At 68.4% G+C, this 15,017-nt stretch carries 12 protein-coding genes and 2 tRNA genes; 9 read left to right on the forward strand and 5 right to left on the reverse strand.

Features of this window, described 5'->3' with window-relative positions:
* The first annotated feature begins 67 nt into the window (after positions 1-67).
* The 3 genes from BN977_RS03705 (at position 68) to BN977_RS03715 (ending at position 4,612) form a co-directional block, all read left to right on the forward strand.
* A complete protein-coding gene (locus BN977_RS03705) occupies positions 68-2,365 on the forward strand; it encodes an FdhF/YdeP family oxidoreductase (protein WP_024452289.1) in 2,298 nt (765 codons plus the stop codon).
* Positions 2,353-3,174: a formate dehydrogenase accessory sulfurtransferase FdhD gene (gene fdhD / locus BN977_RS03710; RefSeq protein WP_036396401.1), complete on the forward strand. Its 822-nt coding sequence runs from the start codon at positions 2,353-2,355 to the stop codon at positions 3,172-3,174. Before BN977_RS03705 ends, fdhD begins: the two co-directional genes overlap by 13 nt.
* Before the next feature lie 79 nt (positions 3,175-3,253).
* On the forward strand, positions 3,254-4,612 hold the full coding sequence (locus tag BN977_RS03715) for a nucleotide disphospho-sugar-binding domain-containing protein (RefSeq protein ID WP_084172391.1): 1,359 nt from the start codon (positions 3,254-3,256) through the stop codon (positions 4,610-4,612).
* Between the two features lie 7 nt (positions 4,613-4,619).
* Here the strand turns inward: BN977_RS03715 and clpX are convergent, their stop codons facing one another.
* The gene (gene clpX / locus BN977_RS03720; RefSeq protein WP_024452292.1) at positions 4,620-5,900 is read right to left on the reverse strand and encodes an ATP-dependent Clp protease ATP-binding subunit ClpX; all 1,281 of its coding nucleotides are present in this window, start codon (positions 5,898-5,900) and stop codon (positions 4,620-4,622) included.
* Positions 5,901-6,289: 389 nt separating this feature from the next.
* Here clpX and BN977_RS03725 point away from each other — a divergent pair, with 389 nt between their 5' ends.
* The 3 genes from BN977_RS03725 to BN977_RS31310 all read left to right on the forward strand — a co-directional run bounded on the left by BN977_RS03725 (position 6,290) and on the right by BN977_RS31310 (position 9,377).
* The gene (locus BN977_RS03725) at positions 6,290-7,843 is read left to right on the forward strand and encodes an HD domain-containing phosphohydrolase (protein WP_036396403.1); all 1,554 of its coding nucleotides are present in this window, start codon (positions 6,290-6,292) and stop codon (positions 7,841-7,843) included.
* Between the two features lie 51 nt (positions 7,844-7,894).
* Complete coding sequence (locus tag BN977_RS03730) at positions 7,895-8,266, forward strand: DsrE family protein (RefSeq protein WP_024452294.1); 372 nt, start codon at positions 7,895-7,897, stop codon at positions 8,264-8,266.
* A gap of 103 nt (positions 8,267-8,369) precedes the next feature.
* A complete protein-coding gene (locus BN977_RS31310) occupies positions 8,370-9,377 on the forward strand; it encodes a hypothetical protein (RefSeq protein ID WP_131590013.1) in 1,008 nt (335 codons plus the stop codon).
* 67 nt (positions 9,378-9,444) lie between these two features.
* Here BN977_RS31310 and BN977_RS03740 read toward each other — a convergent pair whose 3' ends face one another.
* The 3 genes from BN977_RS03740 to tig form a co-directional block, all read right to left on the reverse strand.
* On the reverse strand, positions 9,445-10,071 hold the full coding sequence (locus BN977_RS03740; protein ID WP_024452296.1) for an ATP-dependent Clp protease proteolytic subunit: 627 nt from the start codon (positions 10,069-10,071) through the stop codon (positions 9,445-9,447).
* Positions 10,068-10,667, reverse strand: a complete 600-nt coding sequence (locus tag BN977_RS03745) for an ATP-dependent Clp protease proteolytic subunit (protein WP_024452297.1) — start codon at positions 10,665-10,667, stop codon at positions 10,068-10,070. Before BN977_RS03745 ends, BN977_RS03740 begins: the two co-directional genes overlap by 4 nt.
* Positions 10,668-10,776: 109 nt before the next feature.
* Complete coding sequence (tig, locus tag BN977_RS03750; RefSeq protein WP_036396405.1) at positions 10,777-12,288, reverse strand: trigger factor; 1,512 nt, start codon at positions 12,286-12,288, stop codon at positions 10,777-10,779.
* 267 nt (positions 12,289-12,555) lie between these two features.
* Between tig and BN977_RS03755 the strand changes: the two genes are divergently transcribed.
* Together BN977_RS03755 and BN977_RS03760 are read left to right on the forward strand one after the other, a co-directional pair.
* Positions 12,556-13,467, forward strand: coding sequence for a metal-dependent hydrolase (locus BN977_RS03755; protein ID WP_051561020.1), 912 nt, complete (start codon positions 12,556-12,558; stop codon positions 13,465-13,467).
* Positions 13,464-14,600, forward strand: coding sequence for a PDR/VanB family oxidoreductase (locus tag BN977_RS03760; protein WP_051561022.1), 1,137 nt, complete (start codon positions 13,464-13,466; stop codon positions 14,598-14,600). The genes BN977_RS03755 and BN977_RS03760 overlap by 4 nt, the downstream gene beginning before the upstream one ends.
* Before the next feature lie 10 nt (positions 14,601-14,610).
* Here BN977_RS03760 and BN977_RS03765 read toward each other — a convergent pair.
* Positions 14,611-14,684 (reverse strand) — tRNA-Pro (locus BN977_RS03765).
* A gap of 98 nt (positions 14,685-14,782) precedes the next feature.
* On the opposite strand from BN977_RS03765, the gene BN977_RS03770 reads away from it, so the two are divergent.
* Positions 14,783-14,856 (forward strand) — tRNA-Gly (locus tag BN977_RS03770).
* Positions 14,857-15,017: the final 161 nt, after the last annotated feature.

A 15,017-nucleotide genomic window follows, 5' to 3' on the forward strand; every position in this document is an offset into this window, starting at 1 on the left:
CAAATACCGAATACCGACCGCCTGCATCGTCGGCCAGCGGTCGGTTCACAGGATTAGATTGGAAGGCATGACCAGTACCGAAGACGTCGACGCAAGCTACGACGAACGCGACGTCTCGGTCACCGGCGCCAAGCACGAGGCCGCCGGGGTGAAGGCCGTGATGGTCAGCATGCGGCGCGGCCTGGAGCAGATGGGTCCGGCCCGCACGCTGGCCGCACTGTCCCGGCTCAATCAGCGACACGGTTTCGACTGTCCCGGCTGCGCATGGCCCGAAGAGCACGGCGGACGCAAGCTGGCCGAGTTCTGCGAGAACGGCGCCAAGGCCGTCGCCGAGGAAGCCACCAAGCGACGCGTCACGGCGGACTTCTTCGCCCGTCATTCGGTGGCCGAACTGGCCGACAAGCCCGAGTACTGGCTGTCGCAGCAGGGCCGGTTGACCGAGCCGATGGTGTTGCGGCCGGGCGCCACCCACTACGAGCCGATCGACTGGGACGCGGCCTACCGGCTGATCGCCGACGAGCTGACCGCCCTGGACTCCCCCGACGAGGCGCTGTTCTACACCTCGGGCCGTACCAGCAATGAGGCAGCCTTCCTGTACCAACTGCTGGTGCGCAGCTTCGGCACCAACAACCTGCCGGACTGTTCGAACATGTGCCACGAGTCGTCGGGTACCGCGCTGGTCGACTCGATCGGCATCGGCAAGGGTTCGGTCACCGTCGACGATGTCGAGCATGCCGATCTGATCGTCATCGCCGGGCAGAACCCCGGCACCAACCATCCGCGCATGTTGTCCGTGCTGGAGAAGGCGAAAGGCAACGGCGCCAAGATCATTGCCGTCAATCCGTTGCCGGAGGCCGGGTTGATGCGGTTCAAGGACCCGCAGAAGGTGCGCGGTGTCGTGGGGCACGGCATCGCGATCGCCGACGAGTTCGTCCAGATCCGCATCGGCGGGGACATGGCGCTGTTCGCGGGGCTGGGCCGGCTGCTGCTGGAGGCCGAGGACGCCGCGCCGGGAACCATCGTGGACCGCGCGTTCGTCGACGCGCACTGTGCCGGCTTCGACGCCTACGAACGCCAGACCCGCGCCGTCGACCTGGACGTGGTGGCCGAGGCCACCGGCGTCGACGACACCCAATTGCGCCGGGTGGCAGCGATGTTCGCCCAATCGCAGCGCACGGTGATCTGCTGGGCGATGGGATTGACCCAGCATCGGCACGCGGTCGCGACGATCGGCGAAGCCACCAACCTGCTGCTGATGCGCGGCATGATCGGCAAGCCGGGCGCCGGTGTGTGCCCGGTGCGGGGGCATTCCAACGTGCAGGGCGACCGGACCATGGGCATCTGGGAGAAGATGCCCGAGGCGTTCCTGGCCGCGCTGGACGCCCGGTTCGGCATCACCAGCCCGCGCAAGCACGGCCACGACACCGTCGACGGTATCCGGGCCATGCGCGACGGCCGCGCCAAGACGTTCATCGGGATGGGCGGCAACTTCGTCTCCGCCACTCCCGACACCGCCGTCACCGAGGCAGCGCTGCGCAATTGCGCTCTGACGGTGCAGATCTCGACGAAGTTGAACCGCAGCCACCTGGTGCACGGCCGCACCGCGGTGATCCTGCCGACGCTGGGCCGCACCGACAAGGACTTCCAACGGGCCGGCAAACAGCTGGTGTCGGTGGAGGATTCGATGTCGATGGTGCATCTGTCGCGCGGTAACCTGCACCCTCCCAGCGATCAGGTGCGCAGCGAGGTGGCCATCGTCTGCCAGCTGGCCCGCACCCTGCTGGGCCCCGATCACCCGGTGCCGTGGGAGGCGTTCAACGACGACTACGACCTGATCCGCGACGCCATCGCCGACGTGGTGCCCGGCTGCGCCGACTACAACACCCGGGTGCGTCAGCCGGACGGATTCCAGCTCCCGCATCCGCCGCGCGATGCCCGCGAATTCCCCACCCACACCGGCAAAGCGAACTTCTCGGTGTACCCGTTGGAGTGGGTCCCGGTGCCCCCGGGCCGGCTGGTGTTGCAGACGCTGCGCAGCCACGACCAGTACAACACCACCATCTACGGTCTGGACGACCGGTACCGCGGCGTGAAGGGCGGCCGGCGGGTGGTGTTCGTCAACCCGGCCGATATCGCGGCGCTCGGTTTCCATGACGGGGACCGGGTGAACCTCATCTCGGAGTTCGAAGGCCGGGAGCGGCGGGCCGAGGACTTCCGCATCGTGGCGTACTCCACCCCGGCCGGCAACGCCGCCGCGTACTACCCGGAGACCAATCCCCTGGTGCCACTGGATCATACGGCCGTCAGATCCAACACGCCGGTGTCCAAGGCTGTCGTCGTCAGGCTGGAATCATGGGTCGGGTGACGACACGCCGGCCGATCAGCCACCGCACCGCCGACGGGGTGGTGACCAGGCCGGATACCCTCGTCGTCGAAGAGCCGCTGGAGATCCGGGTCAACGGCGCCCCGCTGACGGTGACCATGCGCACCCCGGGATCGGATATCGAACTGGCCCAAGGCTTTCTGCTCACCGAAGGCATCGTCACCAGCCGCGACGACATCGCCACGGTGCGGTACTGCCAAGGCGCGACCGAGGACGGCGTCAACACCTACAACGTGCTGGACGTGACCCTGACCCCCGGCGTCCCGACCCCCGACGTGGACCTGACCCGCAACTTCTACGCGACCTCGTCGTGCGGGGTGTGCGGTAAGGCGTCTCTGGACGCGGTACGGCTGATCAGCAGGCACTCCCCCGGGGACGATCCCACCACCGTCGCACCGGAGGTGCTCAGCGCGCTGCCCACCAAGCTGCGCAAGGCGCAGAAGGTGTTCGCCACCACCGGGGGCCTGCACGGGGCCGCGCTGTACGACACCGACGGCACCGAGCTGGTGGTCCGCGAGGACATCGGCCGGCACAACGCCGTCGACAAGGCCATCGGCTGGGCCCTGGAGAGCCGTCGAATCCCGTTGTCGGGCACCGTACTCCTGGTCAGCGGGCGAGCCTCCTTCGAGCTGACCCAGAAGGCGGTGATGGCCGGCATCCCCATCCTGGCCGCCGTCTCGGCGCCGTCGTCGCTGGCCGTGGATCTGGCCGCACAGGCCGGACTGACCCTGGTGGCGTTCCTGCGCGGTGCGTCGATGAACGTCTACACCCGGCCCGACCGGGTCCGATAACCCACCAGGACACAATCTCCCCCCGTTCTCCACCCAATCTCCAAGCAGCCGGGTACCGCTGGCGGCGAGCATCGAGGGCATGCCAACGATCCTCATCGCCTCCTGCCCACCGATCGGCCACATCGGCCCGCTGCTCAACGTCGCCCGCGGCCTGGTGCTGCGCGGTGACCGCGTCACGGTGCTGACCTCCGCCCGGCACGCCGACGCCATCCGGGCCACCGGCGCCGAGCCGCTGCCACTGCCCACCGCCGCCGACTTCGACGACAGCGCACTGGACGCCGACCTGCCCGGCCGCGCCGAGACCTCGGGGATCGAACGGGTGAACTTCGACATCAAGCATGTCTTCGTGCGGCCGCTGCCCTACCAGGCCGCGGCATTGGCAGATGCCCTGGCCGCCACCCCGTTCGACGCGGTGCTCACCGACGCCTTCTTCCTCGGCGTGCTGCCGATGCTGCTCGGTGACCGCCGGGAGCGGCCGCCGGTGCTGGCCTACTCGACGACGCCTCTGCTTCTCAGCAGTCGCGATACCGCCCCAGGTGGCATGGGCCTGCTCCCGGGATCGGGGTTGTCCGGCCGGGCCCGCAACCGCATCCTCAACCTGCTGGCGCAGCGCGTCCTGCTGCGGCCGGCGCACCGTTCGCTCACCGCGATGCTCGACGTCCTGGGTCTGCCCGAGCCTGCGGCCTTCGTGCTCGACTCCGGCGTCCTGGCCGACCGGCTGATCGTTCCGACCGTGCCCGAGTTCGAGTATCCCCGCTCCGACCTGCCCGGCAATGTCCGCTTCGTCGGCGCCGTCACGCCGATGCCGGCGACCGAGTTCCGGCCGCCGGCCTGGTGGGATCGCTTGGACCGGGAACGTCCGGTGGTGCACGTCACCCAGGGCACCGTGGACAACGCCGATCTGTCCCGGCTGATCGAGCCGGCCATCACCGCACTGGCCGACGCGGATGTCACGGTGGTGGTGAGCACCGGCGGTCGCCCGGTGGAGCAGATCGGGATCGCCTTACCGGCCAATACCGTTGTCACCGAATATGTTCCGCACGACGTGCTGCTTCCGAAGGTCGATGTGATGGTGACCAACGGCGGCTACGGGGCGGTGCAGCGCGCGCTGGCGGCGGGCGTGCCGCTGGTGGTCGCGGGCAACACCGAGGACAAGCCCGAGGTAGCCGCCCGGGTCGAATGGGCGGGGGCGGGCATCAACCTGCGCACCGGCACACCGTCGGCCGACGCCGTCGGCGCGGCGGTCCGGGAGGTCCTGGCCGACGACCGCTATCTGCGCCGGGCCCGCAAGCTTGAGGTGGCCTTCGCCCAGCGGGACGGGGTGGCCGAGATCGCCGCACTGGTGGACGAGGTGATCGTCGAGCACCGGGGGCCACAACGACGAAATGGCTGCGTTCCGGTGTGGAACACAGCCATTTCGTCGGGTTCGAAGAGCTAGATCGGCGTCAGGCGGTCTTGTCCCGGCGCTCGGCCCGCGACGGCTTGCGCGGCACGATGGTCGGCAGGACGTTGTCCAGCACGGTCTCCTTGGTGACGACCACCTTGGCGACGTCGTCGCGGCTGGGGATGTCGTACATCGCCGGCTGCAAGACCTCTTCCATGATGGCGCGCAGGCCACGGGCCCCGGTGCCGCGGTGGATAGCCTGATCGGCGATGGCCTCCAGCGCCTCCGGCGTCATCTCCAGCTCGACCCCGTCCATCTCGAACAGCCGGGTGTACTGCTTGACGAGCGCGTTCTTCGGCTTGGACAGGATCTGCACCAGCGATTCCTTGTCCAGGTTGGTCACCGAGGCGACCACCGGCAGGCGGCCGATGAACTCGGGGATCAGGCCGAACTTGATCAGGTCCTCGGGCATGACCTCGGCGAAGTGGTCCTGGGTGTCGATCTCGGCCTTGGAGTGCACCTCGGCGCCGAAGCCCAGCCCGCGCTTGCCGACGCGGTCGGAGACGATCTTCTCCAGTCCGGCGAACGCGCCCGCGACGATGAACAGCACGTTGGTGGTGTCGATCTGGATGAACTCCTGGTGCGGATGCTTGCGGCCGCCCTGCGGGGGCACCGACGCCTGGGTACCTTCCAGGATCTTGAGCAAGGCCTGCTGCACGCCCTCACCGGAGACGTCGCGGGTGATCGACGGGTTCTCGCTCTTGCGGGCGATCTTGTCGACCTCGTCGATGTAGATGATGCCGGTCTCGGCGCGCTTGACGTCGTAATCGGCAGCCTGGATCAGCTTGAGCAGGATGTTCTCCACGTCCTCACCGACATAGCCGGCTTCCGTGAGCGCCGTCGCATCCGCAATCGCGAACGGCACATTGAGCATCTTGGCCAGGGTCTGCGCCAGGTAGGTCTTGCCGCAACCGGTGGGCCCGAGCATCAGGATGTTGGATTTCGCCAGCTCGACCGGCTCGGCGCGGGAATCGCGCGACTTCTCCTGAGCCTGGATGCGCTTGTAGTGGTTGTAGACCGCCACGGCCAGGGTCTTCTTGGCGGTGTCCTGGCCGATGACGTAGCCCTCGAGGAACTCACGGATCTCGGCGGGCTTGGGCAGCTCGTCGAGTTTGACGTCGTCGGCGTCGGCAAGCTCCTCTTCGATGATCTCGTTACACAGGTCGATGCACTCATCGCAGATGTACACGCCGGGACCCGCGATGAGCTTCTTGACTTGCTTCTGGCTCTTTCCACAGAACGAGCACTTCAGCAGGTCACCGCCGTCTCCAATGCGCGCCATGTGGGTGGGTCCTACTTCCTGTTGGCCTTCGGTTGCAACACCGCTTGGTGGGCTGCCCCGGGTGTTCACCCGACGCTACCCGTTCGATCCATCCCGTTGCGACCGATAACACCGAATCGCGTGGGTGGTATTTGTTCGCGTGGAGGAGAACATATCCCTCCTCGCGGCTCGGCACCCGTCGGCGCGCGGACCGTGTCCCTGGCGTGTCGCCGGTGTAACGGAAACGCAGTCATCGAAGGTGTCTTCGCCGCGTTCCACGATACCGTGCGCCATCACCGGCAAAGGCGGAGATAACGGCCCTGCCTGGCGCCGTCGAAGCCTCATGTGCAGCAGCTTTCCCATCGTCCACCGTGGCCCCACGAGCACACGCCACCCGGCATAATCGGCGCATGGCTGCGCCGGCCGAGTCCCCGAGCCGCGCCGAGCTGCTCGCCGCCCTGTCGGTCGCGGTCGACCTGGGACTCGGACAGCCCGGCGAACACATGCTGCGCTCCGCACTGATCGCGACCCGGCTGGCCGACCGGTTGGGCCTCGACCGCGCCCAGCGCGACGGCGTCTACTACACGACGCTGATCATGTGGATCGGCTGTCACGCCGACTCCCACGAATACGCGCGCTGGTTCGGCGACGACATCGCGGTGCGCCACGACAGCTACCTGGTGGACAACGCCGGGCTGCCCCTGATGCGTTTCCTGGTCGGCAACATCGCCCGCGGCGAACCGCTGCTGCACCGGCTGCACGTGCTGACCACCCTCTTCGTCGACGCCCGCGGGCAGCTGTCCCGGATGATCCACTCCCACTGCACCTCCGCCGCCCTGCTGGCCGACCGGCTCGGCCTGGGACCCGATGTGCAGGCCGCGCTGGGCTACGCCTTCGAGCGGTTCGACGGCGGTGGGATGCCGGCGGGCGCGGCCGCTGACGGCATCCCGATCCAGATGCGGGTCGCGCAGCTCGCCGATCTGGCCGAGGTGCACCACCGGATCGGCGGCGTCGCCGGCGCTGTCGCGATGGCCACCGCTCGCCGTGGCGGCCAGTTCGATCCGGCGGTGGTGGACGCTTTCACCGCGGACGCCGAGGCGATCCTGGCCGGCCCGGCGACCGGCGACGCCTGGCAGGCCGTGCTGCAGCAGGCACCCGACCGCCACGAACGCCTCGACGACGCCGGGCTGGACGCGCTGTTGATGGCCCTGGGCGATTTTGTCGACCTCAAGTGTCCGTTCACCCTCGGGCATTCCCGGGCGGTGGCGCAACTGGCCGGTGACGCGGCCGCGGCGGCCGGCCTGGACGCGGCGGCCGTGGCCCTGACCCGCCGGGCCGCCCATGTGCACGATCTCGGCCGCATCGGTGTCTCGAATCAGGTGTGGTCCAAAGCCGGCCCGCTGACGGCCGGTGAAGTCGAGCGGGTGCGGCTGCATCCGTACCTGACGGTGCGCATCCTCAGTCAGGTGCGTGGTCTGAGCCGGGTCGCCCAGCTGGCCGGTAACCACCACGAGTGCCTGGACGGCTCCGGCTATCCGCGCGGCCTGCCGGCCGCCGCACTGGGGCTGCCCGACCGGGTCCTGGCCGCGGCGGTCGCCTACCGCTCGGGCTGCGAGCCGCGGCCCTACCGCGAGGCGATGACGGCGGCATCGGCGGCGCGTCGGCTGCGCGAACGGGTCCGGGCCGGGGCGCTGGACACCGTCGCGGTCGAGGCGGTGCTGCACGCAGCCGGGCACAGCACCGAGCGGCCCGTAGTCCGTCCGGACGGGCTGACCCCGCGCGAGGTGGACGTGCTCGGTCTGGTCGCCCGCGGCGCGTCGAACAAGGAGATCGCCGCGGCGCTGGTGATCAGCGAGAAGACGGCGCGCAACCACGTCGAACGCACCTACGCCAAGATCGGGGTGTCCAACCGCGTCGGCGCCAGCATGTACGCGCTGCGGCACGGGCTGGCGACTCCCGGATGAATGGGGCGAAAGCCCCATGTGCGCGGGCCGCGGGTGGGCCACGATCAGGTCATGACAAACACCACGAACAAAGCCGCCATCAGTCTCACCACCGGCCTGGAGGATGCGGAGCGGGTGACGGTGGCCTTCCTGGTCGCCGTCGGGGCCGCCGAATCGGGCCGACCGACCATGATGTTCCTGACCAAGGAGGCCGTGCGCCTGGTCGTCCCCGGGGTAGCCGTCGGCACCGCGTGTGACGGCTGCCCGCCGCTGCCGGACCTGCTGGAGCGCTACCGGAAGGCCGGCGGTCGCTACCTGGTCTGCCCGATCTGCATCCAGTCCAAGCACCTGGATGCGAGCAGCTTCATCGCCGGGGCCGAAGCGGGCGGCACCGTGCAGTTGTGGGAGTGGATCGGCGATGGAGCCACCACGTTCAGTTATTGACGCGTCTATTGCTGAAAACCCGGTGTCGCCGTCCCTGGGCCGCAAAAATCGACGTGACCGACAATTTTCGGTCACAGAGCATGGCCACAGGGAAGGAACGACGATGAGAAGACCCCTTGCCGGTGCCGGCGGTGCCACCGCCTGCACGTGCGTGCTCGCCGCCAGCATGGTGCTGGTGACGGATGTGCCCAGCCCACCTCGCTCGGCACCGCCCGCGGTTGCCCTGGCAGCCCTACCCCAACCGTTCACGACCACGGTGCCCGAACTCGTCGACCGCGTGAGCGCGTTCACCGCGCTCGTCGACCCCCTGGTACCCGGCGACATTCAGACAACGACATCCACCACGCCGATTGCGGCGGCAACGCCCCTGGCCACCGCCACGTCCGGACCCATCTCGTATGCCTTCACCCAGATTGTCAACGCCGTCGTCCAGGGTGTGCTGACGCTGGTGGCACCCGCGATGAACAATCCCGTGCTGGCTCCGATCGTCGGGCCCGCCGTGTTGTTCGGCGGCATCCTGGCGGGGCTGGCGGTGGGCACCATCTACTCGGTGATCGTCGGGATCGAGAACGCCGTGGGCGGCGCCTTGGCGTCCATCGGTGCCGTCCTGGGCCAGATCTTCGGACTGACCGCGCCCCTGGCGATCACCGCTGCCGGCGCCGCACCGGCTCCGTTGGCACCGACCGCCACCGCCACAGTCGCCGACGTACCCGACGCCGTCACCGCCACGGACGCCGTCGTCGCGCCTCGGCGCCACAAGGCCGAACCGGACACACCCGGCACCGTCACGCTCGTGGACACCGACGCAACGGACGACGACGCGGGGCCCTCGGCAACACCGCAGCCGCCCGCCGCGCGGCAGTCCGCGGCAACGGACGCCGAACCGGAGACCGCGGCGCCGTCGGACGAACCGAAGCCGGCCGCGCCGGTCAAGACCCGGCCCAAGGTCCGGCCGTCGCTGGGAAGCCCGGAGCGCCCGGCCCAGCACGCGTCGAGATCCGATGGCGGCGGCCCCAAGAAGGGCCCGAAGACGAGCGAGGTCACCGCGCCGGCCGGGGCGGCGCCGGCGTCCGGTGATGACGGCTCGTCGCCGGACGCCGCGGCGGGCTGAAACGCGAAATTGCCGCTACGGCGCGTTCTCTCGAACAGTCGCGCCGTAACGGCAATCTCGTGGTGAGCTAGGCGTTCTGCGCCGACAGCTTCCGGTAGGCGAGCACGGTGTCGATGATGCCGTACTCCTTGGCTTCCTCGGCGGTGAGGATCTTGTCGCGGTCGGTGTCCTTGCGGATGACGGCCGGATCCTTGCCGGTGTGCCGGGCCAGCGTGCTGTCCATCAGGCTGCGCATGCGCTCGATCTCGGCGGCCTGAATCTCCAGATCGGACACCTGCCCCTGGATCGCCCCGCCGACGGCGGGCTGGTGGATGAGCACCCGGGCGTTGGGCAGCGCCAGCCGCTTGCCCGGGGTGCCGGCGGCCAACAGCACCGCCGCGGCCGACGCGGCCTGCCCGAGGCAGACGGTCTGGATGTCGGCCCGGACGTACTGCATGGTGTCGTAGATCGCCATCAGCGAGGTGAACGAACCACCGGGCGAGTTGATGTACATGGTGATGTCGCGATCGGGATCCAGCGACTCGAGCACCAGCAGCTGGGCCATGATGTCGTTGGCCGAGGCGTCGTCCACCTGCACGCCGAGGAAGATGATGCGTTCCTCGAACAGCTTGTTGTACGGGTTGGACTCTTTGACGCCGAAACTGCTGTGCTCGATGAACGACGGCAGGATGTAGCGCGATTGCATCGGGTTCATTTGATACCTGCTCCTGGTCCGTCGCCGTTGACGCTGACGCTGGTGATGATGTGGTCGACGAAGCCGTACTCCAGGGCCTCCTTGGCGGTGAACCAGCGGTCGCGGTCGGCGTCAGCTTCCACCCGCTCCAACGTCTGGCCGGTGAACTCGGCGTTGAGCCGGTTCATCTCCTTCTTCGTCAACGCGAACTGCTCGGCCTGGATCGCGATGTCGGCCGCGCTACCGCCGATGCCGGCGGACGGCTGGTGCATCATGATCCGCGCGTGCGGCAGGGCGTACCGCTTGCCCTTGGTGCCCGCGGCGAGCAGGAACTCGCCCATCGAGGCGGCCAGGCCCATGGCGTAGGTCGCCACATCGCACGGCGCCAGCACCATGGTGTCGTAGATGGCCATCCCCGCGGTCACCGATCCACCCGGCGAGTTGATGTAGAGGTGGATGTCCTTGGTGGGGTCCTCGGCGGCCAGCAGCAGAATCTGCGCGCACAGCCGATTGGCGATGTCGTCATCGACCTGGGTGCCCAGGAAGATGATGCGCTCGGCGAGCAACCGCTCATACACCGAGTCGATGAGGTTGAGCCCCGACGCGCCAGAACGCATGTCAGTCACGGCTGGATACCTGCTTTCTCGAGTTGTCGTACTCGTTCACCGACATTAACCAACGCGCGGCGAACCGCACGCCCGAGAGGGCGCGCGTTCGCTCACAGCGTCACTCGTCGGCGTCGTCGCCCTTGTCGTCATCCTTGGCTTCAGCCTTGTCGTCATCCTTGGCTTCAGCCTTGTCGTCAGCCTGCTTCTCGGCCTTCTTGGCCGCCTTCTTCTCGGCCTTCTCGGCGTCGTCGGCGGCCACCGCGTCGTCCGCGGCCGGCTCACCCTCGGCGTCGGCACCCTCGGCACCGCCGGACGGTCCGAAGAACTCGGCGGTGTCGATGACGTTTCCGTCGGTGTCGGTGACCGTGGCCCCGTGCACCACCGCGGCGATGGTCAGGCCGCGCCGCACGTCGGCGAACATGGCCGGCAGCTGGTTGTTCTGCTGCAGGAAGCCCAGCAGCTGCTGCGGCTCCAGCCCGTACTGGCGCGACATGAGCACCAGCCGCTCGGTCAGGTCGGCCTGTCCGACCTGGATGTCGAGCTTGTCGGCGATGGCGTCCATGAGCAACTGCGTCTTGACGGCCTTCTCGGCGTTGCTGCGGTTGTCGGCGTCGAACTCCTCGCGGCTGCTGCCCTGCTCGGTCAGCGACTCCTCGAACTTGCTCTCATCGTGGTCCAGCCCGTGGATGGCGTTGTGCAGGGTGTCGTCGATCTGGGCCTGCACGATCGCCTCGGGCAGCGGCACCTCGACCTCGGCGAGCAGGGTCTCCAGCGCCTTGTCGCGGATCTGCTCGGCCTGCTGGATGCGCTTGGCGCGGCGGACCTGCTCGACGAGGTTTTCCTTGAGCTCGTCGATGGTGTCGAATTCGCTTGCCAGCTGGGCGAATTCGTCGTCAGCCTCGGGCAGCTCGCGCTGCTTGACGGAGTTCACCTTGACCGTCACCTCGGCCTCCTGACCGGCATGCGGGCCGGCGACCAGGGTGGTGGTGAAGACCTTGCTCTCATCGGCCTTCAGACCGATGATCGCCTCGTCCAGGCCCTCGATGAGCTGACCCGAGCCGATCTCGTGGGACAGCCCTTCGGTCTTGGCCTCGGGCACGTCCTCGCCGTCGACGGTGGCCGACAGATCGATGGAGACGAAGTCCCCCTCGGCCGCGGGGCGGTCGACACCGGTCAGGGTGCCGAAGCGGGCCCGCAGGTTCTGCAGTTCGGTGTCGACCTCGTCGTCGCCGACCTCGATCGGGTCGACGGTGAAGGTGAGCGCCCCGAGGTCGGGCAGCTCGATCTCCGGGCGGACGTCCACCTCGGCGGTGAACACCAGCTCCGCGTTGTCCTCGAGCTTGGTCACCTCGATCTCGGGCTGCCCGAGGGGCTGCACCTCGGCACTGGTGACCGCCTCGCTGTAGCGGCTCGGCAGCGCATCGTTGACCACCTGCTCCAGCACCGCACCGCGGCCGATGCGGGCCTCCAGGAGCTTGCGCGGCGCCTTGCCGGGCCGGAACCCGGGCAGCCGGATCTGCTGGGCCAGCTGCTTGAAGGCCCGGTCGAAGTCCGGCTCCAGCTCGGCGAAGGGAACCTCGACGTTGATCCGAACCCGGGTGGGGCTCAGCTTCTCGACCGTGCTTTTCACTGCGTTACTCCTGTTTGCGTCTTCGGTGGCAGCACGGCACGCCAGGACGAAACAAGTCGTCTCCGGTGGCCCGCGCGCTTCGCGAACAGGGTAGTTGACCCGCTCGGCCACCCGACACTTGGCGTCCCCGAGCAGGGCTGCAAACGGCCCGGCGATCCGTAATACGACCAATCCGTGCCCGAATGCGCACCGAATAGCCAGCGGAATGTTCAAACGCCCCCGACGCCGGGAACCGTGTGCCACAGTCACCCCCCAAGGAGGTCAGTCGTGACTCACCAGCGGCTCGTCGACCCGAGCCCGATAGACGAATTCGCCCCCGAAGAAGTGGCGCTGCGCCCCAGGGACGCCAGGTTCACCTGGGAGAACACGCCCCTGCACTGGATGCCGGGCGACCCGTACGGCTCGCACGCGGCGACCACGCTGAATCTGTTCCTGCCGGTGGCCGAGCGCTGGTTCGCGAAGTTGCTGACCGACGCGCTGGAGTACGTGCGCGACGAACGGCTGCGCGAGCAGATCATCGGCTTCATCGGCCAGGAGGCGATCCACGCCCGCACCCATGACGACGTGCTGGTGCAGTTCGTCCGCCGGCACGGCATCGATCCGACACCGTTCCTCAAGCAGCTGGACTGGGTGGCCGGTCAGTACGACAAGCGGATGGAACGGGTCACCGGTCCGGGCCGGCGCAAGGCGCTGACCTCGGGCACCCACGCGCTCAGCGCCGCCGAGCACTTCACCGGCGTGCTCGGCCACTGGTCACTGAACAATTCGTGGGACAGCCTCGGGGTGGACCCCACCATGGCCGACCTGCTGCGCTGGCACGGCGCCGAAGAGGTGGAACACCGGCACGTGTCCTACAACGTCGCCAAGTACTTCGGCATGGACTACTTCGCGCAGGCGGCGGCGGGCATCATGGTCAGCGCGGTGTTCTTCGGGCTGAGCCTGCGCGGCATCAAGTTCCTGGTGCACGAGGATCCGTCCCTGCCCAACCTCGGCTATCTGCGGCTGGCGTGGAAGCTGCGGGCGTCCGGCAAGCGCGGGTCGATCCCGACGGTGCCGTATCTGGTGCGGTCGGGGCTGAAGCTGCTGCGCCGGGATTACTCGCCGGTCGACGAGGGCAGCACCGCGCAGGCGGTCGCCTACCTGTCCGCCTCCCCCGCCGCCCGCGCCATGGCCGAATGACCCGGCTGTCGCTGCGCGCACTGCTCAAGCCCTACGTCGGGGATCCGCCAGCCGGGCTGTATCGCACCAAGGCTCCGGATTTGTTGATTCGCATCGCGGGGGCCGCCGTGCCGCATTTCCTGTCGGTGGTGACGCGCCTCGGCGGTGATGCCGAACTCCCGGAACTGCCGGCCGCGGTGAACCGCACGACGATGCGGATCGCCGACCGGCGAACCGTCGCGGCCGACGGCCAGGTGGTCGCGCTGACGCTCACACCGTTGGACGAGCACCCGTTGCCACGCTGGAATCCGGGCGCCCACATCGACGTACACCTGCCCTCCGGCCTCACCCGGCAGTACTCGTTGTGCGGTGACCCGCAACGGCGCGACGAGTACCGAATTGCCGTGCGGCACAGCCCAGAAGGCGGCGGCGGGTCGATCGAAGTGCACGGCCTGACGGTCGGCGCCCACATCGAGGTGAGCGATCCGCGCAACGCCTTCATGATGCCCGTGCCCGGATCGGCGTCGCGCACGACGCGGCTGCGTTTCATCGCAGGCGGGATCGGCATCACCCCGATCCTGCCGATGGTGCGGCTGGCCGAACGCCGAGGGACACCGTGGACGTTGTGCTACACGGGCCGCAGCCGGGCCGCGCTGGCGTTCCTGGACGAACTGCTGCCCTACGGCGACAAGGTGCAGCTGCGCACCGACGACGTGCACGGGCTGCCCACCGCGGAGGCGCTGGTGGACGACGTCGACCCGAGCACTGCGGTGTACGTGTGCGGGCCACCCCCGATGATCGACGCCGTCCTGCGGGCCATTCCGGTGGACTCGGGCGTGGAGGTGCACAGTGAGCGCTTCAGCGCCGCGCCGGTGGTCGACGGCGCACCCTTCGAGCTGGAACTGGCCCGCAGTGGCGCGGTGGTCGGCGTGGGCGCGGAGCAGAGCGCACTGGCGGCGCTGCGCAATGCCGTTCCGAGCGTGGCCTATTCGTGCCAGCAGGGGTACTGCGGTACCTGCGTGCAACGCGTGGTTTCCGGAGCGGTGGATCATCGCGACCGGCTGCTCACCGCCGAGCAGCGGGAACTGGGCCAGATGCTGGTGTGCGTGTCCCGGGCCGAGCAGGCCGGCGATCGGCTGGTGCTGGATCTCTGAATCGGCTGAGTCGGGGTGACAGGATTTGAACCTGCGGCCTTCCGCTCCCAAAGCGGATGCGCTACCAAGCTGCGCTACACCCCGTGTTTCGCTGCGGTCGGAATACTACGGGTTCAACACGCTGGGCCGTCAATTGGCTTTGTCCGCGCCCTCGCCGGTACAGTCTTGCGTTGCACGATCATGCGGGCGTAGCTCAATGGTAGAGCCCTAGTCTTCCAAACTAGCTACGCGGGTTCGATTCCCGTCGCCCGCTCCACGAGAACCGGCCCACGCGGCCGGTTCTCTGGTCTCCTGCCCGTATCAACCGCCGGCCGAACCATTCATCGAGTTTGCCGAGTGCCAGGACGATCGCGATGTGCACCACCACCGCATCAGATTCGCCATTCTGGCACCATCCTGTTTATTGACTGTGGGGAC

The organism is Mycolicibacterium cosmeticum (assembly GCF_000613185.1).
Lineage (GTDB): Bacteria > Actinomycetota > Actinomycetes > Mycobacteriales > Mycobacteriaceae > Mycobacterium > Mycobacterium cosmeticum.

Bases quoted from the DNA above. Each gene is read 5' to 3' on its own strand.
- BN977_RS03760 (WP_051561022.1), top strand. From the start codon at position 13,464: ATGACCCGGCTGTCGCTGCGCGCACTGCTCAAGCCCTACGTCGGGGAT.
- clpX (WP_024452292.1), bottom strand. From the start codon at position 5,900: ATGGCGCGCATTGGAGACGGCGGTGACCTGCTGAAGTGCTCGTTCTGT.
- BN977_RS03740 (WP_024452296.1), bottom strand. From the start codon at position 10,071: ATGAACCCGATGCAATCGCGCTACATCCTGCCGTCGTTCATCGAGCAC.
- BN977_RS03715 (WP_084172391.1), top strand. From the start codon at position 3,254: ATGCCAACGATCCTCATCGCCTCCTGCCCACCGATCGGCCACATCGGC.
- BN977_RS03725 (WP_036396403.1), top strand. From the start codon at position 6,290: ATGGCTGCGCCGGCCGAGTCCCCGAGCCGCGCCGAGCTGCTCGCCGCC.
- fdhD (WP_036396401.1), top strand. From the start codon at position 2,353: ATGGGTCGGGTGACGACACGCCGGCCGATCAGCCACCGCACCGCCGAC.
- BN977_RS31310 (WP_131590013.1), top strand. From the start codon at position 8,370: ATGAGAAGACCCCTTGCCGGTGCCGGCGGTGCCACCGCCTGCACGTGC.
- BN977_RS03705 (WP_024452289.1), top strand. From the start codon at position 68: ATGACCAGTACCGAAGACGTCGACGCAAGCTACGACGAACGCGACGTC.
- BN977_RS03730 (WP_024452294.1), top strand. From the start codon at position 7,895: ATGACAAACACCACGAACAAAGCCGCCATCAGTCTCACCACCGGCCTG.
- BN977_RS03745 (WP_024452297.1), bottom strand. From the start codon at position 10,667: ATGCGTTCTGGCGCGTCGGGGCTCAACCTCATCGACTCGGTGTATGAG.